At 53.8% G+C, this 22,985-nt stretch carries 19 protein-coding genes and 7 tRNA genes; 19 read left to right on the top strand and 7 right to left on the bottom strand.

Translation table 11 applies throughout. The features are described 5' to 3' along the window. Window positions 1-55 precede the first annotated feature (55 nt). Window positions 56-1,696, bottom strand: a complete 1,641-nt coding sequence (pgm, locus tag ACTJJA_RS02205) for a phosphoglucomutase (alpha-D-glucose-1,6-bisphosphate-dependent) (protein ID WP_440665947.1) — start codon at window positions 1,694-1,696, stop codon at window positions 56-58. A 24-nt stretch (window positions 1,697-1,720) separates the two neighbouring features. Beyond that, on the bottom strand, window positions 1,721-2,269 hold the full coding sequence (seqA, locus tag ACTJJA_RS02200) for a replication initiation negative regulator SeqA (RefSeq protein WP_440665945.1): 549 nt from the start codon (window positions 2,267-2,269) through the stop codon (window positions 1,721-1,723). A gap of 183 nt (window positions 2,270-2,452) precedes the next feature. Between seqA and ybfF the strand changes: the two genes are divergently transcribed. The 4 genes from ybfF to fur all read left to right on the top strand — a co-directional run bounded on the left by ybfF (window position 2,453) and on the right by fur (window position 5,066). Next, a complete protein-coding gene (gene ybfF, locus ACTJJA_RS02195) occupies window positions 2,453-3,226 on the top strand; it encodes an esterase (protein ID WP_440665943.1) in 774 nt (257 codons plus the stop codon). Between the two features lie 128 nt (window positions 3,227-3,354). Continuing rightward, on the top strand, window positions 3,355-3,642 hold the full coding sequence (ybfE, locus tag ACTJJA_RS02190) for a LexA regulated protein (protein WP_010428654.1): 288 nt from the start codon (window positions 3,355-3,357) through the stop codon (window positions 3,640-3,642). 155 nt (window positions 3,643-3,797) lie between these two features. Continuing rightward, entirely contained in the window at window positions 3,798-4,328 is a 531-nt protein-coding gene (fldA, locus tag ACTJJA_RS02185; protein WP_063848930.1) for a flavodoxin FldA, read from the top strand. Window positions 4,329-4,619: 291 nt separating this feature from the next. Next, window positions 4,620-5,066, top strand: coding sequence for a ferric iron uptake transcriptional regulator (gene fur, locus ACTJJA_RS02180; RefSeq protein ID WP_010428651.1), 447 nt, complete (start codon window positions 4,620-4,622; stop codon window positions 5,064-5,066). A 92-nt stretch (window positions 5,067-5,158) separates the two neighbouring features. On the opposite strand, the gene chiQ is transcribed toward fur, so the two are convergent. From chiQ to nagE, 4 genes are all read right to left on the bottom strand, one after another. Next, on the bottom strand, window positions 5,159-5,485 hold the full coding sequence (chiQ, locus tag ACTJJA_RS02175) for a ChiQ/YbfN family lipoprotein (protein ID WP_440666562.1): 327 nt from the start codon (window positions 5,483-5,485) through the stop codon (window positions 5,159-5,161). A gap of 47 nt (window positions 5,486-5,532) precedes the next feature. Beyond that, on the bottom strand, window positions 5,533-6,930 hold the full coding sequence (chiP, locus tag ACTJJA_RS02170) for a chitoporin ChiP (RefSeq protein ID WP_010428644.1): 1,398 nt from the start codon (window positions 6,928-6,930) through the stop codon (window positions 5,533-5,535). Window positions 6,931-7,376: 446 nt separating this feature from the next. Beyond that, window positions 7,377-9,044, bottom strand: a complete 1,668-nt coding sequence (gene glnS, locus ACTJJA_RS02165; protein WP_440665940.1) for a glutamine--tRNA ligase — start codon at window positions 9,042-9,044, stop codon at window positions 7,377-7,379. Between the two features lie 179 nt (window positions 9,045-9,223). Next, window positions 9,224-11,242: an N-acetylglucosamine-specific PTS transporter subunit IIBC gene (gene nagE, locus ACTJJA_RS02160; RefSeq protein WP_440665938.1), complete on the bottom strand. Its 2,019-nt coding sequence runs from the start codon at window positions 11,240-11,242 to the stop codon at window positions 9,224-9,226. Between the two features lie 328 nt (window positions 11,243-11,570). Here nagE and nagB point away from each other — a divergent pair, with 328 nt between their 5' ends. The 12 genes from nagB to ACTJJA_RS02100 all read left to right on the top strand — a co-directional run bounded on the left by nagB (window position 11,571) and on the right by ACTJJA_RS02100 (window position 18,441). Further along, on the top strand, window positions 11,571-12,371 hold the full coding sequence (gene nagB / locus ACTJJA_RS02155) for a glucosamine-6-phosphate deaminase (RefSeq protein WP_010428635.1): 801 nt from the start codon (window positions 11,571-11,573) through the stop codon (window positions 12,369-12,371). A 57-nt stretch (window positions 12,372-12,428) separates the two neighbouring features. After that, window positions 12,429-13,577, top strand: a complete 1,149-nt coding sequence (gene nagA / locus ACTJJA_RS02150; RefSeq protein WP_440665936.1) for an N-acetylglucosamine-6-phosphate deacetylase — start codon at window positions 12,429-12,431, stop codon at window positions 13,575-13,577. A gap of 8 nt (window positions 13,578-13,585) precedes the next feature. After that, window positions 13,586-14,806, top strand: coding sequence for a DNA-binding transcriptional regulator NagC (gene nagC / locus ACTJJA_RS02145; protein ID WP_256459924.1), 1,221 nt, complete (start codon window positions 13,586-13,588; stop codon window positions 14,804-14,806). Window positions 14,807-14,851: 45 nt separating this feature from the next. Then, entirely contained in the window at window positions 14,852-15,604 is a 753-nt protein-coding gene (gene nagD, locus ACTJJA_RS02140) for a ribonucleotide monophosphatase NagD (RefSeq protein ID WP_010428628.1), read from the top strand. 249 nt (window positions 15,605-15,853) lie between these two features. Continuing rightward, window positions 15,854-17,518: an asparagine synthase B gene (gene asnB / locus ACTJJA_RS02135; protein ID WP_237846326.1), complete on the top strand. Its 1,665-nt coding sequence runs from the start codon at window positions 15,854-15,856 to the stop codon at window positions 17,516-17,518. 223 nt (window positions 17,519-17,741) lie between these two features. After that, window positions 17,742-17,818, top strand: a tRNA-Met gene (locus ACTJJA_RS02130). Window positions 17,819-17,826: 8 nt separating this feature from the next. After that, a tRNA-Leu gene (locus ACTJJA_RS02125) sits at window positions 17,827-17,911 on the top strand. A 23-nt stretch (window positions 17,912-17,934) separates the two neighbouring features. After that, window positions 17,935-18,009 (top strand) — tRNA-Gln (locus tag ACTJJA_RS02120). 32 nt (window positions 18,010-18,041) lie between these two features. Then, window positions 18,042-18,116 (top strand) — tRNA-Gln (locus ACTJJA_RS02115). A gap of 17 nt (window positions 18,117-18,133) precedes the next feature. Further along, window positions 18,134-18,210: transfer RNA gene (locus ACTJJA_RS02110), tRNA-Met, on the top strand. Window positions 18,211-18,254: 44 nt separating this feature from the next. After that, window positions 18,255-18,329, top strand: a tRNA-Gln gene (locus ACTJJA_RS02105). 37 nt (window positions 18,330-18,366) lie between these two features. Further along, window positions 18,367-18,441: transfer RNA gene (locus tag ACTJJA_RS02100), tRNA-Gln, on the top strand. 88 nt (window positions 18,442-18,529) lie between these two features. Here the strand turns inward: ACTJJA_RS02100 and ubiF are convergent. Beyond that, window positions 18,530-19,705, bottom strand: coding sequence for a 3-demethoxyubiquinol 3-hydroxylase (gene ubiF / locus ACTJJA_RS02095; protein WP_440665933.1), 1,176 nt, complete (start codon window positions 19,703-19,705; stop codon window positions 18,530-18,532). Window positions 19,706-19,840: 135 nt separating this feature from the next. Here ubiF and miaB point away from each other — a divergent pair, with 135 nt between their 5' ends. The 3 genes from miaB to ybeY all read left to right on the top strand — a co-directional run bounded on the left by miaB (window position 19,841) and on the right by ybeY (window position 22,928). Continuing rightward, window positions 19,841-21,265, top strand: a complete 1,425-nt coding sequence (gene miaB, locus ACTJJA_RS02090) for a tRNA (N6-isopentenyl adenosine(37)-C2)-methylthiotransferase MiaB (protein WP_120159149.1) — start codon at window positions 19,841-19,843, stop codon at window positions 21,263-21,265. A 152-nt stretch (window positions 21,266-21,417) separates the two neighbouring features. Then, a complete protein-coding gene (locus tag ACTJJA_RS02085) occupies window positions 21,418-22,464 on the top strand; it encodes a PhoH family protein (RefSeq protein WP_010428617.1) in 1,047 nt (348 codons plus the stop codon). Further along, window positions 22,461-22,928, top strand: coding sequence for an rRNA maturation RNase YbeY (ybeY, locus tag ACTJJA_RS02080; protein WP_010428616.1), 468 nt, complete (start codon window positions 22,461-22,463; stop codon window positions 22,926-22,928). The genes ACTJJA_RS02085 and ybeY overlap by 4 nt, the downstream gene beginning before the upstream one ends. Window positions 22,929-22,985: the final 57 nt, after the last annotated feature.

Genomic DNA, 22,985 nt, shown 5'->3' with positions numbered 1-22,985 from the left:
ACGATCGCTGTTGTAGGCCGGGCAAACGCAGTGCCGCCCGGCACACAAACCGCACTTACGCGTTTTTCAGCACTTCGCTGACAATCTCTACCGCTTCTTTCTCAATCTGCTGACGGTGCTCAGCGCCGAGGAAGCTTTCGCAATAGATTTTATACGCATCTTCCGTACCGGATGGACGCGCGGCGAACCAGCCGTTTTCGGTCATCACTTTCAGACCACCAATAGACGCCCCGTTGCCCGGCGCCGCCGTCAGACGCGCGGTGATCGGATCGCCCGCCAGAGTGCTTGCGCTGACCATCTCCGGAGAGAGTTTGGACAGAGCCGATTTCTGGGCTGATGTTGCGCCAGCCTGAATGCGGTTATAGCTTGGTGCACCAAAACGCTCCGCCAGCTCGTTGTAATGTTCCTGCGGGTTCTTACCGGTGACCGCGGTGATTTCCGCCGCCAGCAGGCACATGATGATGCCGTCTTTATCGGTCGACCATGGCGTGCCGTCGAAGCGCAGGAAGGACGCGCCCGCGCTCTCTTCACCGCCGAAGCCAAAGCTGCCGTCGTGCAGACCGTCAACGAACCATTTGAAGCCCACCGGCACTTCCACCAGCTTGCGGCCCAGCGCCTCGACCACGCGGTCGATCATCGCAGAGGAGACCAGCGTTTTACCGACGGCCACCTCTTTGCCCCACTGCGGGCGATGCTGGAACAGGTAGTTAATTGCAACGGCCAGATAGTGGTTCGGGTTCATCAGCCCGGCAGGGGTGACGATACCGTGACGGTCGTAGTCCGGGTCGTTAGCAAATGCCAGGTCGAATTTATCACGCAGCGCCAGCAGGCCCGCCATCGCGCACTCGGAGGAGCAGTCCATGCGGATCGCGCCGTCTTTATCGAGGTGCATAAAGCGGAAGGTCTGATCGACGTGATCGTTCACGATGGTCAGATCCAGCTTGTAATGCTCTGCAATGCGCTTCCAGTATTCAATACCAGAGCCGCCCAGCGGATCCACGCCCAGCTTCAGACCGGCTTTCTGGATGGCCGCCATATCGACGATATCCGCCAGCCCTTCCACGAACGGCTGAACCAGATCCTGCTCTTTCACATGACCGGACGCCATGGCGGCATCCAGAGAGATACGTTTAACACCTTTCAGATCGTCGGCTAACAGGGCGTTCGCACGGTCTTCCACCACTTTGGTGACGTTGGTGTCTGCCGGGCCACCGTTAGGCGGGTTGTATTTAATGCCACCGTCGTCTGGCGGGTTATGAGATGGCGTAATGACGATACCGTCAGCCTGTGCGCCACCTTTTTTGTTGTGTACGAGAATTGCGTTAGAGACCGCAGGCGTTGGCGTGAAACCGTTGTTCTCCTGAACAATCACATCCACACCGTTCGCTGCCAGCACTTCCAGTACGGAAATAAACGCCGGTTCAGACAGGGCGTGAGTATCTTTCCCCACATAGCATGGACCGGTAACGCCATTTTTGGCGCGCTCTTCCGCGATGGCCTGGGCAATGGCCAGAATGTGCGGTTCGTTAAAGCTATGGCGCGCCGCGCTACCGCGGTGACCAGATGTGCCGAACTTCACTGCGTGTTCTGCGTTGCCCACGACCGGCTTCAGCACGTAATACTGCGCGGTCAGTTGAGCGACGTTAATCAAATCGCTTTGTTGTGCAGGTTGGCCTGCACGGCTGTGATTTGCCATTGCCTGGTCCTTTTGATGCAAGGGTTAAATTGTACCGCAAACCTTTTCAATCAATTCCGCCGGGAACTGCATGGACTGCATGATGTGTTCAACCATGCTGCACTTGCGGCCCGTATTAGTATTGGTGATGACCCAGTACGGTGTGCCAGGGACATGTTTAGGTTTGGTTTGATTGCCATTTTGTAACAGCGTCTGTTCGTCGCCCGCGAAATAGACACGGGTGCGACCGTGGAGCGACTCGGTCGCTTCAGCAAACGCTTTGTTATCCAGTGAATGAAGTGTAGACAGCACCAGCATAAAGCGGTTAACCGCCTTTTTCTGCTCTGCATATTCATCAGACAGCAGCAGTTCACGTACTGCGCGCACTTTATCTTTTGCCGGTATCACGGCAGGTTTTACTTGTGCAACAACGCTCGGCTGAGACACGACATCTTTTGTGACAGGGGTAGCAGGCTGTGAGGCGGCGGAAATTTTAAGCATACGCCGTAAAATGTCGGACGCGCTCTCCCCGATATGCCGCGTCTGGCTGGCAATAAACTGATAGAGTTCGTCATCAACTTCGATTGTTTTCATCTTAATCCAGTGCGATATCTTATCTGAATACAAGTCGTTGGGATTATAAGGTCAAATCCCAACAGCGGATAGCGTCAAACCCGGCAGGCGGCAAAAGTCAGATTAAACTGGATCCTTGCAGCCGGGCGGCAGAATGGTCAACATGATACCCTAACCTGACATACGTAAAAAAAGAACTTTGCCATGAAATTGAATACCCGAGCGCAATCTGCACAATCGCCGAACAATAATTCTCCCATCGTACTGGTTCACGGGCTGTTTGGTAGCCTCGATAACCTGGGCGTGCTGGCGCGCGATCTGGTTTCCGACCACGATATTTTACAGGTTGATATGCGCAATCACGGTCTTTCCGGGCGTTCCGACGAGATGACCTACGCGGCGATGGCGCAGGATCTGCTGGATACGCTGGATGCACATAACCTGCAGAAGGTAACGCTGATCGGGCATTCCATGGGTGGCAAAGCGGTGATGGCCCTGACGGCGCTTGCGCCAGAGCGTATCAACGGGCTGGTTGTCATTGACGTCGCGCCTGTGGATTATAACGTCCGCCGTCACGATGAGATTTTCGCCGCTATTAATGCGGTCACAGAAGCGGGCGTCGCAACACGCCAACAGGCCGCCGCCGTGATGCGTGAGCATCTGGATGAAGAAGGCGTCGTGCAGTTCCTTCTGAAGTCGTTTGTCGACGGGCAATGGCGTTTTAACGTGCCGGTGCTCTGGGAGCGATACAACAACATCGTGGGCTGGGAAAACGTCCCCGCGTGGCCACACCCTACCCTCTTTATTCGCGGCGGAAACTCTCCTTACGTTACCGATGCCTACCGCGACACGCTGCTGGCCCAATTCCCGCAGGCTCGCGCCCATGTGATCGCCGGTGCCGGGCACTGGGTTCACGCCGAAAAACCGGACGCCGTGCTGCGCGCCATTCGTCGCTATCTCTCTGATACTGCAAATTGATTAAAAAGAGAGCGACTGGAAGGTTGTGGGCTTCCAGTCGTTGGCGTGCCGTTTTCGGTGATGTATGATGGCGCGCTTATCGCCCGGGCATTAGCAGGGCGGCGTATTTCCCCCGAAGTCTCAGAATCATGGCCAAAGAACAAACGGACCGTACGACACTAGATCTGTTCGCGAATGAGCGTCGACCGGGACGACCAAAAACGAATCCGCTCTCGCGCGATGAACAGCTGCGTATTAATAAACGCAACCAGCTTAAACGCGATAAAAATCGTGGGCTTAAGCGTGTCGAACTGAAGCTGAACGCCGATGCTGTCGATGCACTAAATGAGCTGGCCGAGGCGCGTAACATCAGCCGCAGCGAACTGATTGAAGAGATGTTAATCACCCAACTTGAGACATTGCGCAGCAAGGCATAAGTCTGAAAATCCCCTTTATGACCCTTTTCATGTAGCACAGAGTGCAGTCCTGCGCGATAGCTGTTTCCGCAGGGTTGCCTGTTCTGCTATTATTGCCCTTATCCGTGGACAAATTGCGCCACCATACCATTAAGTTTCAAGAGGTTATTTTACTCATGGCAATCATCGGCATTTTCTTTGGCAGTGATACCGGCAATACCGAAAATATCGCAAAAAACATTCAAAAACAGCTCGGTAAAGACATTGCCGATGTGCACGACATCGCCAAGAGCAGCAAAGAAGATCTCGAAGGCTATGACATCCTGCTGCTGGGCATTCCAACCTGGTACTACGGCGAAGCGCAGTGTGACTGGGATGATTTCTTCCCAACCCTGGAAGAAGTTGACTTCAACGGTAAGCTGGTCGCGCTGTTCGGTTGTGGCGACCAGGAAGACTACGCAGAATACTTCTGTGACGCACTGGGCACCATCCGCGACATTATTGAACCGCGCGGTGCTGCTATCGTGGGCCACTGGCCAACGGCGGGTTACCACTTTGAAGCCTCTAAGGGCCTGGCAGACGACGACCACTTTGTCGGCCTTGCCATTGACGAAGACCGTCAGCCAGAACTGACCGCTGAACGCGTTGAGAAATGGGTTAAGCAGGTTCGCGAAGAACTGAACCTCGACGACATTCTTAACGCCTGATTTTCCGGTGGCGCAACTCCGGTTGCGCCCGCTTACCAGGTAAAACCGATTAAATTAATTGCTACAAACTTTTAACTTTTTCGTTCAGACCTGTACAATATCCCCCTGGTAAAAAGTGGATGCCATCGAACAAGTTTGTTGGTGATACCACGTTTTTATAAGCATACTTTGCTTGAGACTTGCAGTTTTCATTTAGCCATGGCAGTTCTATAATGAGACGCATTATCCCAAGTGCATTTTCTGTCACTTCTTCTTTAGAAGTGAATCGTTTAGCAACAGGACAGATTCCGCATGACTGACAACAATACCGCATTAAAGAAGGCTGGCCTGAAAGTAACGCTTCCTCGGTTAAAAATCCTTGAAGTGCTTCAGGGGCCAGACAATCACCATGTCAGTGCGGAAGACCTCTACAAACGTCTTATCGACATGGGTGAAGAGATTGGGCTGGCAACCGTGTATCGTGTGCTGAACCAGTTTGATGACGCGGGCATTGTTACCCGTCATAACTTCGAAGGCGGCAAATCCGTTTTCGAGCTGACCCAGCAGCACCATCACGATCACCTGATCTGCCTCGATTGTGGCAAGGTTATTGAATTCAGCGATGATTCCATCGAATCACGCCAGCGTGAAATCGCCGCACGTCACGGCATTCGCCTGACCAACCACAGCCTGTACCTGTATGGTCACTGTGCTGAAGGCGATTGCCGCGAAGACGACCACGCGCACGACGCGAAATAATATCGTGTTTATACTCTGAGCCAGCCGTAAGGTTGGCTTTTTTTTGCGCTAAAAAAAGCCCGGTGGCGCAGCGCCACCGGGCGTAAAGCAACTTATTTATTGTTACTGCGAATATCGCTCCAGATCTTATCGCAACGCTTCGCCACTTCCTGATCGTTACCGGTTTTACGCGCCTGAATGCAGGCCTGGTAATCCATCACGCGGACGTTTTCCTGCGTCGCAAACTGCTCATGCGCTTTCTCTTTCTTCAGCACGTTCAGCACGCTCTGACAGGCTTCGATTTTCTCCGGCGACCCTTCCGCTGTATTGATACAGGCGCAATAGGCCTCCTTCAGGCGGGAATCTTCTTTTGGTGCCTCAGTCTGAGCACACGCCACCAGCCCTGATGCCAGCAACGCGACGATTACGATTTTTTTCATCATGTGCAGTCTCCATACCGGCGGGACATTGCCCGCCGGTGTGTTCATCAGAAGATAGTGAATGGCGCAATGACCATGAATTTCACGTCACGTTCATCCTGGAAGATGTTGCCGTAACCGCCCGCGTAGCTCGGGATATCGGAATGGTTGTCATACTGCGTGAAGTGCAGTTTGAACATCGTGCCTTTCGCCCGGCCATCCTGCAGGGTGTAGATCGCATCAAGGCTGTAAGAAGACTCTTTCAAACGATAGTTTGGATCGTAGTACGCGTCCGGTGTCGCCATATCCGCAGGTTTTGCGTCCCAGGCGTAAGCGTAAGATGCACCCACCGCCCAGCCTGGCAGGTTCCAGTTTTTCAGGTCATACATTGCGCCGAAGAACACCGCTTTTTCGCCGTCGGCGTTGAAGTCAGAGCGGTTATCCCACCAGATATCGAGACGACCGTTAGAGGACGCGTAGGTTGGCGTCATACGCTGCAGGAAATAGCCCTGCTGCCCTTCTGCCTTCACCCATGTTCCTTCCAGACGTAAATCGACCTGGCCCACTTTGTAGCCGAAGGTCAGTGCCTGCAGCCATGCAGTGCCGTCATAGATATCGTTAACGGTGCCATTGCTGGCTTTATCGCGCGTGCCGTAGAACTGGTAGCTGGTGCTCAGCGGGCTGCCCACAACATCAAATTTATAGCTGGCTTTAGCAAAATACTGATCGATATAACCTTCTGCCTGACCAAATGCAGCTTCCAGCACCAGGTCGTTTTTGAAGTCGTATTTTGCGCCCAGCGAGTGGAGGTAATCGACTTTGGTTTTCTTGTCGTTCTGGTAGAACTTGTCCATCTCAATGTGCCACGGTGCTTTGTACTCGTTGGTCCACATATAGGAGAAGCTCAACGCGCCCGCATCGCCGTAGTCAAAGTTAGCCCCGGCTTCCGCGCCCTGGTAGGTACCCGGCATAAAGCTCCAGTGCGGCGCTAACAGCGTTTGACCGGTTGGCTGAATATAGCCCCCACGTGCCCACACCGGGCCGTATTTGAATTTCGCTGCTGCCTTGTACAGGCTGACACCGCTTTTATCGCCAGACCAGTCTTCTTTATACGCTTTGTTACTGGAGGAGAAGGCGATTTCGTTCGGGTGTGCGCTGTCGCCGTTTTCAGCCATTTCAATGGCGGTGAAGGCAGCAATATCCAGACCGAACATATCCGCGGCATAGCCTGACTGGAAGTCCAGGTTAGCGTTCCAGGTGGAGTGCGAAAGGTTGGTTTTGTATTTGTCTTCAGTGACGTCTTTACGGTCACGCTCACGCTGCCAGTAATAAATACCGCCCGTGAGGGTAGAATCATCGATGAAACCTTCTGCCTTAGCTTCTGGGGTGATCGCCAGGCTCGACATTGCTGTCACACCAGCGATAGCCAGCGCCAGCGCACTACGTTTGCCACTGAACGTACGCATAGATTATTCCTCTTTGACGAATTAAAACGCCTCAACGGCGAAAATATAAAAGACCAAAAGGTCAGGGGTAGTTAGAAATACCCTCGAATTAACTACCGCCTTTAGGTTATTTTTCGCGACGCGAATTATCAATGCTTTTCCGTGGGCAAAAGTCAGGATTATGACGAAGTGCACATAATTCGTAGTGCTTTGTAACATTTAGAGGAGAGCGAGGATTGGCGGGGAAATATCAGAAATTTCAGCGGGTAGCGCAGGTACTTGCTGTTTATTTTTCATCCTTTTTGTATTTCGTAAAAATACAAACTTTTTTTAGAAAAATAAGTAGCACCTCATTGACCTGCTATTTTAGCGGCTTATCTTTAAGCCCTGGCTTAATACCATGATCATTAAATAAAAAAAACGCCGCAATAAGCGGCGTTTGTTTCTCCTTGACCAGAGCAGCAATATTATTCGCCGATCTTAGCCCAGGTGTCACGCAGGCCGACGGTACGGTTAAATACCGGTTTCTCTGCGGTGCTGTAACGGCTGTCCAGGCAGAAGTAACCTTCACGCTCGAACTGGAACGCTTTACCCGCTTCAGCCGCTTTCAGGGACGGCTCAGCGTAACCCTGCCTGATAACGAGTGATTCAGGATTAATGGTCGCCAGGAAATCGTCAGCCGCGCCTGGGTTGGGCACGCTGAACAGACGGTCATACAGACGGATCTCAACCGGCAGCGCATGGGAAGCGCTCACCCAGTGAATAACGCCCTTCACCTTACGGCCATCAGCAGGATCTTTACTCAGCGTTTCTGCATCGTAAGAACAGAAAATGGTGGTGATGTTACCTTCTGCATCTTTCTCAACGCGCTCAGCTTTAATCACGTATGCATTACGCAGACGGACTTCTTTGCCCAGCACCAGACGCTTGTACTGCTTGTTCGCTTCTTCGCGGAAGTCAGCACGATCGATCCAGATTTCGCCGCTGAACGGCACGTCGCGGGTACCCATCTCCGGCTTGCTCGGATGGTTAGGCATAGACACCAGCTCGCTCTCGCCCTGCGGGTAGTTTTCGATAACCAGCTTAACCGGGTCGATCACCGCCATCGCGCGCGGGGCGTTTTCGTTCAGGTCTTCACGAATGCAGGATTCCAGAGAAGCGATCTCAATGGTGTTGTCCTGTTTGGTGACACCGATGCGTTTGCAGAACTCGCGGATAGACGCAGAGGTGTAGCCACGACGACGCAGACCGGAGATGGTCGGCATACGCGGGTCATCCCAGCCCTCAACGTGCTTGTCGGTGACCAGCAGGTTCAGCTTACGCTTGGACATCACGGTGTATTCCAGGTTCAGACGAGAGAACTCGTACTGACGCGGATGCACCGGAATGGTGATGTTATCCAGCACCCAGTCGTACAGACGGCGGTTGTCCTGGAACTCCAGCGTACACAGAGAGTGCGTAATGCCTTCCAGCGCATCGCTGATGCAGTGGGTGAAGTCGTACATCGGGTAGATGCACCACTTGTTACCGGTCTGGTGGTGTTCCGCAAACTTAATGCGGTACAACACCGGATCGCGCATCACGATGAACGGAGAGGCCATGTCGATTTTGGCACGCAGACACGCTTTGCCTTCTTCGAAGCCACCGGCACGCATTTTTTCAAACAGCGCCAGGTTCTCTTCTACGCTGCAATCGCGGTATGGGCTGTTTTTGCCCGGAGCGGTCAGCGAGCCGCGGTATTCACGGATTTCGTCAGCAGAGAGTTCATCCACATACGCCAGACCTTTGTTGATAAGCTCTACAGCGTAGGCGTACAGCTGATCGAAATAGTCAGAGGAGTAGCAGATATCGCCAGACCAGCTGAAGCCCAGCCATTGCACGTCGTTCTTGATGGACTCAACGTATTCGATGTCTTCTTTTACTGGGTTGGTGTCATCGAAACGCAGGTTGCACTGGCCCTGATAATCTTGCGCAATACCAAAGTTCAGGCAGATAGATTTTGCATGCCCAATATGCAGGTAGCCGTTCGGCTCCGGCGGGAAGCGGGTATGAATTGTGGTGTGCTTACCACTGGCCAGATCTTCATCGATGATCTGACGAATAAAGTTACTCGGGCGGGCTTCTGCCTCACTCATCGTGGATTCCTCAAAGCGTAAACAACGTATAATGGCATATGATCTTATAAGCCGGACGTAGTGACAACCCTTAGTTACGGAAAATACGTATCAGATGAAAATAATGGGGGCGTTTGCTGCAAAAAAAAGCGGCGGAGGATATCCCCCGCCGCTTAAGGCATGACTCTACTCAGGAGCGATTACTTGCCTTTAATCTCATACAGTGGCGTTTGGCCCGCAACCACCTGACCTTTCGCCTGGATAACCAGACCGCTGAAGTCGTCGATGTTGCTGCACACGACCGGGCTGATCATCGAGCGCGCGTTAGCGTTCAGGAAGTCCAGATCCATTTCCAGAATCGGCTGGCCTGCCACTACTTCTGCACCCTCTTCCACCAGGCGAGTAAAGCCCTGGCCGTTCAGCGCAACGGTATCGATACCCATGTGGACAACGATCTCCGCGCCTTTTTCCGTTTCGAGGCAGAACGCGTGGTTGGTGTTGAAGATTTTCACGATGGTACCGGCAGCAGGAGACACTACGGTTTTGTCCGTTGGCTTCACAGCCACGCCGTCACCGACCGCTTTGCTGGCGAACGCTTCGTCAGGTACCTGCTCAATGGCAACCACGTCACCCGTAACCGGGGAAACCAGCGCGGCGATGGTCACCGCATTTGGCACAGCCTGTGGTTTAGCAGCAGCGGGTGCAACAGGCGCTGCAGTGGCTTCAGCTGCGGCTACCGGACCCGTCGTTTTCATCGCGTTAGCAATTTTCTCTGCCACGAAGCCGACGATAATCTGCACGCTGGTTTTGTTCAGGCGGATAACGCCGGACGCACCCAGACGTTTTGCCAGCGCTTCGTTCACCAGAGAAGAGTCTTTAACGTTTAGACGCAGACGAGTGATACAGGCATCGATACCGGTCAGGTTATCAGAACCGCCGACAGCGGCAATGTACTGACGCGCCAGACCAGAAACATCCTGCTCCTGACCGCCGCTCACGTTCACATCCTGACCATCCGCTTCGCTACCGGCAACAGCCAGCTCGCGACCCGGAGTCATCAGGTTGAATTTGGTGATGGTGAAGCGGAACACCACGTAGTAGATAGCGAAGAACACCAGACCCTGAGGGATCAGCATCCACCAGTGGGTCGCCAGCGGGTTACGGGACGACAGCACCATATCCACCAGACCGGCGCTGAAGCCGAAACCGGCAATCCACTGCATGCTTGCAGCGATGAACACGGAGATACCGGTCAGCACGGCGTGGATCACATACAGAACCGGCGCAACGAACATGAAGGAGAATTCCAGCGGCTCGGTGATACCGGTGAAGAAGGCCGCGAACGCACCTGCCATCATGATGCCCAGCACTTTCGCTTTGTTCTCTGGACGCGCGCAGTGGTAGATAGCCAGCGCTGCGCCCGGCAGGCCGAACATCATGATTGGGAAGAAGCCTGCCTGGTAACGACCGGTGATACCCACAACCGCTTTACCTGCTTCGATGGACTGTGCGCCACCCAGGAAGTTAGGAATATCGTTAATACCGGCAACGTCGAACCAGAATACGGAGTTCAGCGCGTGGTGCAGACCAACAGGGATCAACAGACGGTTGAAGAACGCGTACACGCCCGCACCGACGGAACCCAGCTTCTGGATGTGTTCACCGAAGTTCACCAGACCGTCGAAGATCACCGGCCAGATGTACATCAGGATGAACGCAACGAAGATCATCACGAAGGAGGTGAGGATTGGCACCAGACGACGGCCGCTGAAGAACGACAGCGCTTTCGGCAGCTCAACGCTGCTGAAGCGGTTGTACAGTTCCGCAGAGATAATACCGACGAGGATACCCACGAACTGGTTGCTGATCTTACCGAACGCGGCAGGAACCTGGTCCGCCGGGATCTTCTGGATCATGGAAACCGCAGCCGGAGAACAGAGCGTGGTCAGCACCAGGAAGCCCACGAAGCCGGTCAATGCCGCAGCACCGTCTTTATCTTTGGACATACCGTAAGCCACACCAATGGCGAACAGTACGGACATGTTGTCGATAATGGCAGAACCAGACTTAATGAAGAACGCCGCTAGCGCGTTGTCTCCACCCCAGCCAACCGGGTCAATCCAGTAACCGACACCCATTAATATCGCTGCCGCTGGCAGCGTGGCAACCGGCACCATAAGCGCGCGGCCAACCTTTTGTAAATAACCTAGAATACTCACTTTCTTCCCCCTATGAGACCCCGTTTCAGGCACGTTCTCTGCTGTGTTTTTATTGTGTCATTAACTAATAGATACAGTTGATGATTCACTGGCATTGTGAGTGTGTGAAAAATTAATTCGTATCGCAAATTAAACACCCATTTTTTGTGATTTTTGTCACCAAATATCGTAATCACCCCTCCCTTTCACTGGCTAACAGCGAAAACTTATTTTATCATTCAAAAAATCAAGACGGATTGATCCGGCCTGAAAGGTTCCAGGTTACGCTTAAGTATCAGGTTGCACTAATCATCCGCCCACTTTTTTAATTAAACTTTAGAGGTGAACAATGAGACTGATCCCCCTGGCAACAGCTGAACAAGTCGGTAAATGGGCTGCGCGTCATATCGTTAACCGCATTAATGCGTTCAAACCTACCGCCGATCGTCCTTTCGTTCTTGGCCTTCCAACCGGCGGTACCCCACTGACAGCGTATAAAGCCCTGGTTGAAATGCACAAAGCGGGCCAGGTTAGCTTTAAGCATGTTGTGACCTTCAACATGGACGAATACGTTGGCCTGCCAAAGGAACATCCGGAAAGCTACCATAGCTTTATGCACCGTAATTTCTTTGATCACGTTGATATCCCAGCTGAAAATATTAACCTGCTGAATGGAAACGCGCCTGATATTGACGCAGAATGCCGTCAGTACGAAGAAAAAATCCGTTCTTACGGTAAAATCCACCTGTTCATGGGTGGCGTGGGCAACGATGGTCATATCGCGTTCAACGAACCAGCGTCTTCTCTGGCTTCCCGTACCCGTATTAAAACGCTGACCCATGACACCCGCGTGGCAAACTCCCGTTTCTTTGACGGCGACGTGAACCAGGTTCCAAAATACGCCCTGACCGTTGGCGTAGGCACCCTGCTGGATGCCGAAGAAGTGATGATTCTGGTACTGGGCGGCGTGAAAGCGCAGGCACTCCAGGCTGCCGTTGAAGGCAACGTTAACCACATGTGGACCATCAGCTGCCTGCAGCTGCATCCTAAAGCCGTCGTCGTGTGTGACGAACCGTCCACGATGGAGCTGAAAGTGAAAACGCTGAAATACTTCAACGAGTTAGAAGCAGAGAACATCAAAGGTCTGTAATTGAATAACCGCCTCTGTATGCAGGGGCGGTCGCTTTTTTTTAAACCGGGGGTCGTTATGTACGCTTTAACCCACGGTCGGATTTATACCGGCCATGAAATTCTGGATGACCACGCGATTGTTATCGCGAATGGCCTGATTGAACGTGTTTGTCCGCTGGCAGAACTGCCGCCGGAGATTGAACAGCGCTCACTCAATGGAGCAGTAATCTCCCCCGGTTTCATCGACGTACAGCTTAACGGCTGCGGCGGTGTGCAGTTCAATGACTCCGCGGATGCCGTGACGGTCGAAACGCTGGAGATCATGCAGAAAGCCAACGAGAAATCGGGCTGCACCAGCTATTTGCCAACGCTCATCACCAGCAGTGATGACCTCATGAAGCAGGGTATCCGCGTGATGCGTGAATACCTGGCCAAACACCCTAATCAGGCGCTGGGTCTGCACCTTGAAGGGCCGTGGCTGAACATGGTGAAGAAAGGTACGCATAACCCGGACTACGTCCGCAAACCGGACGCTGAGCTGGTTGACTACATGTGTGCTAATGCTGATGTCATCACCAAAGTGACGCTGGCACCTGAAATGACCGGTACTGAGGTTATCAGCAAACTGGCTGCCGCCGGGATCGTGGTGTCAGCGGGTCACTCAAACGCCACGCAGAAAGAAGCGAAAGCCGGTTTCCGCGCAGGTATTACTTTTGCGACGCATCTGTACAACGCAATGCCGTATATTACCGGTCGCGAGCCGGGGCTGGTCGGCGCGATTCTGGATGAGCCAGACGTTTACTGCGGCATCATCGCAGACGGCTTGCACGTCGATTTCACCAACATTCGCAACGCAAAACGCCTGAAAGGCGACAAGCTGTGTCTGGTGACAGATGCCACAGCGCCAGCAGGGGCAAATATTGAGCAGTTCATTTTTGCTGGTAAAACAATATACTACCGCAATGGACTCTGTGTGGACGAAAACGGCACGCTGAGCGGTTCTGCCCTGACCATGATTGAAGGGGTACGTAACCTGGTTGAGCATTGCGGCATTGCGCTTGATGAAGTGCTGCGTATGGCGACGCTTTATCCGGCTCGCGCAATGAGCGTGGATAAACAGCTTGGCGGAATTGCACCGGGTATGGTTGCAAACCTGACGGCGTTCACACACGATTATAAAATTATTAAGACCATCGTTAATGGTAACGAGGTCGTCACTGAGTAAGTAAAAGTATGACACCAGGCGGACAAGCTCAAATCGGTAATGTCGATCTCGTTAAACAACTTAACAGTGCGGCGGTTTATCGCCTGATTGACTCACACGGGCCAATCTCTCGAATTCAGATAGCCGAACAAAGCCAGCTTGCTCCCGCCAGCGTAACAAAAATTACGCGTCAGCTTATTGAGCGCGGTCTGATCAAAGAAGTCGATCAGCAGGCCTCCACCGGGGGCCGCCGCGCCATCTCCATCATTACCGAAACCCGCAATTTCCAGGCGATTGGTGTGCGTCTTGGACGTCACGACACCACCCTTACGCTTTACGATCTGAGCAGTAAAGCCATCGCTGAAGAGCACTATCCGCTTCCGGAGCGCACCCAGGAGACGCTGGAACACGCGCTGCTGAACACCATCGCGCGCTTTATTGAGAGCTGTCAGCGTAAGATCCGCGAACTTATCGCTATCTCAGTGATCCTGCCCGGCCTTGTCGACCCGGAAAGCGGCGTGATTCGTTACATGCCGCATATCCAGGTCGAGAACTGGGGGCTGGTCGACGCGCTGGAAAAGCGCTTTAAAGTCACCTGCTTTGTGGGTCATGATATTCGCTCACTGGCGCTGGCTGAGCACTACTTTGGTGCGAGCCAGGACTGCGAAGACTCTATTCTGGTGCGCGTACACAGGGGGACGGGTGCGGGCATTATCTCGAATGGCCGCATTTTTATCGGTCGCAACGGCAACGTCGGCGAAATTGGTCACATTCAGGTTGAACCGCTCGGCGAGCGCTGCCACTGCGGCAACTTCGGCTGCCTTGAAACGGTTGCCGCCAACGCCGCCATCGAGCACCGCGTTCGCCATCTGCTGGAACAGGGCTATCAAAGCCGTGTAACGCTGAACGACTGTAAGATCGGCGCCATCTGCAAAGCCGCTAATAAAGGCGATGCGCTGGCCTGCGAAGTGATCGAGCAGGTTGGACGCCATCTTGGCAAAACCATCGCCATTGCTATCAACCTTTTTAACCCGCAAAAAGTCGTGATTGCCGGGGAAATCGTCGAAGCCGAAAAAGTCTTGCTGCCCGCCATTGAAGGTTGCATCAATACCCAGGCGCTGAAAGCGTTTCGTCAGAATTTACCGGTAGTGCGATCTACATTGGATCACCGCTCCGCAATTGGTGCGTTTGCCCTGGTAAAACGCGCCATGCTCAACGGGATCCTGCTCCAGCATTTGCTGGAAAGTTGATCGGGACTTATAGTAACGCCTTCTTTTTTTGATGCCGGATTGTCCATGACCATTAAGAATGTAATTTGTGATATCGACGGCGTGCTGATGCACGACAACGTTGCCGTGCCGGGTGCTGCGGAGTTTCTTCACCGCATCATCGACAAAGGAATGCCACTGGTTCTTCTCACGAACTACCCTTCCCAAACCGGTCAGGATCTGGCAAATCGCTTTGCCACGGCGGGCGTCAACGTGCCGGACAGCGTATTTTATACCTCCGCGATGGCAACCGCTGATTTTCTGAAGCGTCAGGAAGGAAAAAAGGCCTATGTCGTCGGTGAAGGCGCGCTGATCCACGAGCTGTATAAAGCAGGCTTTACCATTACCGATGTGAACCCGGACTTTGTGATTGTCGGCGAAACGCGCTCCTTTAACTGGGAGATGATGCATAAAGCGGCGTACTTTGTCGCCAGCGGCGCGCGCTTTATCGCCACCAATCCGGATACGCACGGCCGTGGTTTTTATCCGGCCTGCGGCGCGCTGTGCGCCGGTATTGAGAAAATCTCCGGTCGTCAGCCGTTTGTGGTCGGTAAACCGAGCCCGTGGATCATTCGTGCCGCGCTGAACAAGATGCAGGCACACTCCGAAGAAACCGTGATTGTCGGCGATAACCTGCGCACCGATATTCTGGCCGGTTTCCAGGCGGGTCTTGAGACCATCCTGGTGCTTTCTGGCGTCTCTCAACTTGATGACATTGACGCGATGCCGTTCCGGCCAAGCTGGATTTACCCCTCCGTCGATGAAATCGACATTATCTGACACCCAACCACGCCTCAGGGCGTGGTTTTTCATTTCTGGCTCGCAAAACCGAAGCACCATCTAATAAAAAACGCCTTCTATTAAATAATCCTCAATAAAAGCGCGTCAGGCGTACGCTTTTTTCAACATTCTGCAATCACCATTGCGCTATTTGCGTTTTCCCCGGTAAAACGCTTGCGCGCCTTTACCCTTTGCGGCATTTTCATAAGCAAGCAACATTACAAAGCAACAGGGTTAACGGAGAAGGTTATGTGTTCAATTTTTGGCGTACTGGATATTAAAACTGACGCAGGCGAACTGCGTAAAAAAGCACTCGAACTGTCCCGCCTGATGCGCCATCGCGGCCCGGACTGGTCAGGCGTCTACGCCAGCGATAAAGCGATTCTGGCTCACGAACGTCTGTCCATTGTTGACGTCAACGCCGGTGCACAGCCGCTGTATAACGAGAAAAAAACGCACGCGCTGGCGGTAAACGGTGAAATCTATAACCATCAGGCGTTGCGCGCCGAATACGGCGATCGCTACGCGTTCCAGACCGGTTCCGACTGTGAAGTGATCCTGGCGCTGTATCAGGAAAAAGGCCCGGAGTTCCTGGACGACCTGCAGGGCATGTTTGCCTTCGCGCTGTACGACAGTGAAAAAGACGCCTGGTTGATTGGCCGCGACCACATCGGTATTATCCCGCTGTACATGGGCCACGATGAGCACGGCAACTTCTACGTTGCGTCTGAAATGAAGGCCCTGGTCCCGGTGTGCCGCACCATTAAAGAGTTCCCGGCAGGCAGCTACCTGTGGAGCAAAGACGGTGAGATCCGCCAATACTACCAGCGCGACTGGTTCGACTACGACGCGGTAAAAGACAACGTGACTGACAAAGCCGAGCTGCGTCAGGCGCTGGAAGATTCCGTAAAAAGCCACCTGATGTCAGACGTGCCTTACGGCGTACTGCTCTCCGGCGGCCTGGACTCTTCCGTGATCTCCGCGATCACCAAAAAATTCGCGGCCCGTCGCGTGGAAGATCAGGAGCGCTCTGAGGCCTGGTGGCCGCAGCTGCACTCCTTCGCTGTAGGCCTGGAAGGGGCTCCTGACCTGAAAGCCGCGCAGGAAGTCGCGAACCACCTCGGCACCGTGCACCATGAAATTCACTTCACCGTGCAGGAAGGTCTGGATGCGATCCGCGATGTGATCTATCACATTGAAACCTATGACGTGACCACCATCCGCGCCTCAACGCCGATGTACCTGATGTCGCGTAAGATCAAAGCGATGGGCATCAAAATGGTGCTCTCCGGTGAAGGTTCTGACGAAGTATTTGGCGGCTACCTGTACTTCCACAAAGCGCCGAACGCCAAAGAGCTGCACGAAGAGACCGTGCGTAAGCTGCAGGCGCTGCATATGTTTGACTGTGCGCGCGCCAACAAAGCGATGTCCGCCTGGGGCGTGGAAGCGCGCGTGCCGTTCCTGGATAAGAAATTCCTCGACGTGGCGATGCGCATCAACCCGCAGGACAAAATGTGCGGCAACGGCAAAATGGAAAAACATATCCTGCGTGAATGTTTTGAATCCTACCTGCCGGCGAGCGTTGCATGGCGTCAGAAAGAGCAGTTCTCTGATGGCGTCGGTTACAGCTGGATCGACACCCTGAAAGAGGTGGCGGCGAAACAGGTTTCTGACCAACAGCTGGAAACCGCAAGCTTCCGCTTCCCGTACAACACGCCAGGCTCGAAAGAGGCGTATCTGTACCGTGAAATTTTCGAAGAGTTGTTCCCGGTACCTAGCGCTGCCGAATGTGTGCCGGGTGGTCCTTCCGTTGCCTGCTCATCTGCCAAAGCGATTGAATGGGATGAATCGTTCAAATCCATGAACGATCCGTCAGGACGTGCGGTCGGCGTTCACCAGTCTGCCTACAAATAATCAATATGAAGACATCAGGCCCTCCGGGGCCTGATTTTTTTCCCCACTTTTCACCCGCTAAAACCGATTAATAACCAATAATTGCCGAATATTCGGCCACGCTGTTCGCAACCTAACCAAACAGTCACATTCCGGCTATTTTCGTTGAAAAAGGTGTTGACGCTGCAAGGGTCTATACGCATAATGCGCCCCGCAACGCCGATAAGGTAACGCGAAAAAAGATGGCTACGTAGCTCAGTTGGTTAGAGCACATCACTCATAATGATGGGGTCACAGGTTCGAATCCCGTCGTAGCCACCATCTTTTTTGCGGGAGTGGCGAAATTGGTAGACGCACCAGATTTAGGTTCTGGCGCCGCAAGGTGTGCGAGTTCAAGTCTCGCCTCCCGCACCATTCCCAGGATAGCGTTGCACGGATGGGGTATCGCCAAGCGGTAAGGCACCGGTTTTTGATACCGGCATTCCCTGGTTCGAATCCAGGTACCCCAGCCATATTTCTTCGATTTTGCGGTTCTCCGCGGTATTGGGGTATCGCCAAGCGGTAAGGCACCGGTTTTTGATACCGGCATTCCCTGGTTCGAATCCAGGTACCCCAGCCATCGAAGATTGCAGTACTGGCTACGTAGCTCAGTTGGTTAGAGCACATCACTCATAATGATGGGGTCACAGGTTCGAATCCCGTCGTAGCCACCAAATTAGTAATCTGTCGAGTTATTCGATAGACTAGAAAAAATTGTTGGGGTATCGCCAAGCGGTAAGGCTCTGGTTTCTGATACCAGCATTCCGAGGTTCGAATCCTCGTACCCCAGCCAATTTAAAAAAGTCGTTAAGCAGTCTGTTTAACGCAATTGGGGTGTCGCCAAGCGGTAAGGCTCTGGTTTCTGATACCAGCATTCCGGGGTTCGAATCCCTGCACCCCAGCCACTTAAGTAACAAAAAAGCCCGCTCTGCGGGCTTTTTTTTTTTGTACTGACTCAACCTGGCCCTCTCCCACGGGGAGAGGGTAAAAGGATTAGAGTCCGAGAGCGTATTTCAGCGCCTGGCGCTTCAAACCACCGGCACGCTCTGCCGCCATTAATCCAATGTTACGCAAAATGCGCACCGGCCCCAGGTCGTTACTGAACCCGGCGTAGAACAGATCCATCCCCGACTGCATGATGAAGTTATCCGCCATACGTCGCGTCTGGTAGCGTTTCAGAATCTGATGGCTGGCCCAGGCTTCAGCATGAGTGCGCGCATTACCTAACACGTCCAGTAACGCGTCGACGTCACGATATCCCAGATTCACCCCCTGCCCGGCCAGCGGGTGAATGGTGTGTGCCGCATCGCCCACCAGCGCCAGCCCTTCACGGGCATACTGTAAAGCGTGACGGCGCGTAAGCGGGAATGCGCCAGCCGCAACCGGCGTGACGTGACCTAAGCGGCTCGGGAAGTGCAGCAGAATTTCACGCTGCAGCTGTTTCATACTCAGCCCCTGCAGCTGGCGAATGCGCGCTGGTTTGTCGTACCACACCAGTGAGGCCCAGTTATCAAACAGCGGTAAAAAGGCGTGCGGGCCGTTCGGGGTAAAGTGCTGCCAGGTGCCCTCACCGGGCGCATTTTCACACTGAACGGTGATCAGCATGCAGGATTGCTGATACTGCCAGGCATGAACGCCAATGCCCGCCATCTGTCTGACCTGCGAATTGGCACCATCCGCCCCCACCACCAGCTTCACGGCCAGCTCATCGCCGTTATCCAGCGTCAGCACATATCCACCCGGTTGATGATGCAACGCCTTGAGGGAGTCAGGAACACGCAGCGTGACGTTCGGGTGCGCCTCCAGTGCCTGCCAGAGCGCGAGCTGGAGCACATTGTTCTCTACCATATAGCCCAGACGCGGCAGCTTCAGCTCGGCGGCATCAAACGCGACGTGGGCATTTTCCCACTCCCAGGTTTCGAGACGGCTGTACGGATGCGCACGCATCGCCAGCACCGCCTCCCAGACGCCCAGCCCGCGCAGCAAATCGACAGACGCCGCGCTGATCGCGGAAATGCGTACATCCGGTTTGCTGGCGGGATCGAAGGCTGGCGGAGCAGCCTGTTCAATTACCGTTACTTCAAATCCCTGTTGCGCCAGCCCCAGCGCCAGCGCGCCGCCGACCATACCGCCGCCGACAACGGCAACTTCGGTGTGTAGGAGTGTCATGGTCAATTTTCCTTATTGGAGAATCCCTTAAGTTTACCGGATTTTTGTGGTCTTGAGGCCCATAACCTTCATACTGGTCACAACCCCACCAAAGCATTACAATACGCGGCTTGCAATCCTGAGCTGAGCAAGTCGATGACTAAAAAACTCCATATAAAAACCTGGGGCTGTCAGATGAACGAATACGATTCATCCAAGATGGCCGATCTGCTGGATTCAACCCACGGATACCAGCTGACAGAAAACGTGAAAGAAGCGGACGTGCTGCTGCTGAACACCTGTTCGATTCGTGAAAAAGCGCAGGAGAAAGTCTTTCACGTATTAGGCCGCTGGAAGCTTCTCAAGCGTAAAAATCCGGACCTGATCATCGGCGTGGGCGGCTGCGTCGCATCGCAGGAAGGTAAGCTGATCCGCCAGAGAGCGCCGTATGTGGATATTGTCTTTGGCCCACAGACCCTGCACCGCCTGCCAGAGATGATCAATAAAGTGCGCGGCAATCGCAGCCCGGTCGTTGACGTCAGCTTCCCGGAGATCGAAAAATTTGACCGTCTGCCAGAACCGCGCGCTGATGGCCCGACCGCTTTCGTCTCCATCATGGAAGGCTGCAACAAATATTGTACTTACTGCGTGGTGCCTTACACCCGCGGTGAAGAGGTCAGCCGTCCGGCAGACGATATTCTGTTTGAAATCGCCCAGCTTGCCGCACAGGGCGTTCGCGAAGTGAACCTGCTGGGCCAGAACGTTAACGCCTGGCGCGGTGAGAACTACGACGGCACTACCGGCAGCTTTGCCGAGCTGCTGCGCCTGGTGGCCGCGATTGACGGTATCGACCGCATTCGCTTTACCACCAGCCATCCGATGGAATTCACTGACGACATCATTGACGTTTATCGCGACACACCTGAGCTGGTGAGCTTCCTGCACCTGCCGATTCAGTGTGGCTCTGACCGCGTGCTGAACCTGATGGGCCGTCCACATACGGTGCTGGAGTATAAATCCACCATTCGTAAGCTGCTTGCCGCGCGTCCGGATATCCAGATCAGCTCCGACTTCATCGTTGGCTTCCCTGGCGAAACCACCGATGACTTCGAGCGCACCATGAAGCTCATTGGTGAAGTGAATTTTGACGTCAGCTACAGCTTCATTTTCTCTGCGCGTCCTGGAACACCTGCGGCCGATATGGTTGACGATGTGCCGGAAGAAGAGAAAAAGCAGCGTCTGTATATTCTGCAGGAGCGTATTAACCAGCAGGCCAACGCGTGGAGCCGCCGTATGCTCGGCACCGTTCAGCGCATTCTGGTGGAAGGCACCTCGCGCAAGAGCATTATGGAACTGTCCGGTCGTACCGAAAACAACCGCGTGGTGAACTTTGAAGGCACCCCGGACATGATCGGTAAATTCGTGGACGTCGAGATTGTCGACGTGCTGACCAACTCGCTGCGCGCGAAGCTGGTACGTACCGAAGACGAAATGGGCCTGCGAATTGCTGAATCTCCGGAATCTGTTATCTCTCGCACCCGCAAAGTCAACGATTCAGGCGTGGGCATTTACCAGCCGTAATCCTTCTGGCCTGCCTTTCCGGCAGGCCTTGTATTTCCTCTCGTCGTCCCAATATGCATAGCAATGCTTGCGCCTTTAATCTAAGGCGTGAATACTTTCGGTAATGACAGTTTTATGTCGCCAGGCCTACAAAACACTCAAAGAGGAACGGTTTGAATATAGACACGCGTGAAATTAGCCTTGAGCCCGCAGACAACGCTCGCCTGCTGAGCCTGTGCGGGCCGTTTGATGACAACATCAAACAACTGGAACGACGTCTGGGTATCGAAATCAATCGTCGCGATAACCATTTCAAACTCACCGGACGCCCTATCTGCGTCAACGCGGCTGCGGATATTCTGCGCAGCCTGTATGTCGATACCGCCCCAATGCGTGGCGAGATTCAGGACATCGAACCGGAACAAATTCACCTCGCCATTAAAGAGGCACGCGTGCTTGAGCAAAGCGCGGAAAGCGTGCCGGACTACGGCAAGGCGATCAACATCAAGACTAAACGCGGCGTCATCAAGCCACGTACGCCGAACCAGGCGCAGTACATCGCCAATATCCTCGACCACGACATCACCTTTGGCGTGGGCCCGGCAGGTACGGGTAAAACCTATCTCGCCGTTGCCGCTGCGGTGGATGCGCTGGAGCGTCAGGATATTCGTCGTATCCTGTTGACCCGCCCTGCCGTTGAAGCGGGTGAAAAACTGGGCTTTCTGCCGGGCGATTTAAGTCAGAAAGTGGACCCTTACCTGCGTCCGCTTTATGACGCGCTGTTCGAGATGTTAGGCTTTGAGAAAGTTGAAAAGCTGATTGAGCGTAACGTGATTGAAGTTGCGCCTCTGGCCTACATGCGTGGCCGTACGCTTAACGACGCGTTCATCATTCTCGATGAGAGCCAGAACACCACCATCGAACAGATGAAGATGTTCCTGACGCGTATTGGCTTTAACTCGAAAGCGGTTATCACCGGTGATGTCACCCAGATCGACCTGCCGCGCAGCACCAAATCTGGCCTGCGCCACGCCATTGAGGTCCTGGCCGAGGTCGATGAAATCAGCTTCAACTTCTTCCACAGTGAAGACGTCGTTCGCCACCCGGTGGTCGCACGTATCGTTAACGCCTATGAAGCCTGGGAAGAGGCAGATCAAAAACGCAGGGCCGAACAGGCCGCGGAACGTAAGCGCGAAGCGCAGGAGCAAGAACAGAAATGAGTCAGGTGATCCTCGATTTACAGCTGGCCTGTGAAGACAATTCCGGCATGCCAGATGAGGCACAGTTTCAGAAATGGCTGGATGCGGTCATCCCCCAGTTTCAGGAAGAATCAGAAGTCACGATTCGCCTGGTGGATGAAGCAGAAAGCCATGAGCTTAACCTGACCTACCGCGGGAAAGATAAGCCGACCAACGTGCTCTCTTTCCCGTTCGAAGCGCCACCGGGCATCGAGATGCCGCTGCTTGGCGATCTGATCATCTGCCGTCAGGTGGTTGAACAGGAAGCCAAAGAGCAGCAAAAGCCGCTCGACGCCCACTGGGCGCATATGGTGGTACACGGCAGCCTGCACCTGCTCGGCTACGATCACATTGAAGATGACGAAGCGGAAGAGATGGAGTCCCTCGAGACAGAGATAATGCTTGCTCTGGGCTATGAGGATCCGTACATTGCCGAGAAAGAATAGTCGGTCTAACGCCTGACTAACATGCCGCCGCGTAAGGACATAGCGCGGCGGTAAACA

It is taken from the genome of Enterobacter sp. 22452, assembly GCF_052045065.1.
In the GTDB taxonomy this organism is placed as follows: domain Bacteria; phylum Pseudomonadota; class Gammaproteobacteria; order Enterobacterales; family Enterobacteriaceae; genus Enterobacter; species Enterobacter mori.
This window is presented reverse-complemented; position numbering and strand designations above follow the sequence as displayed.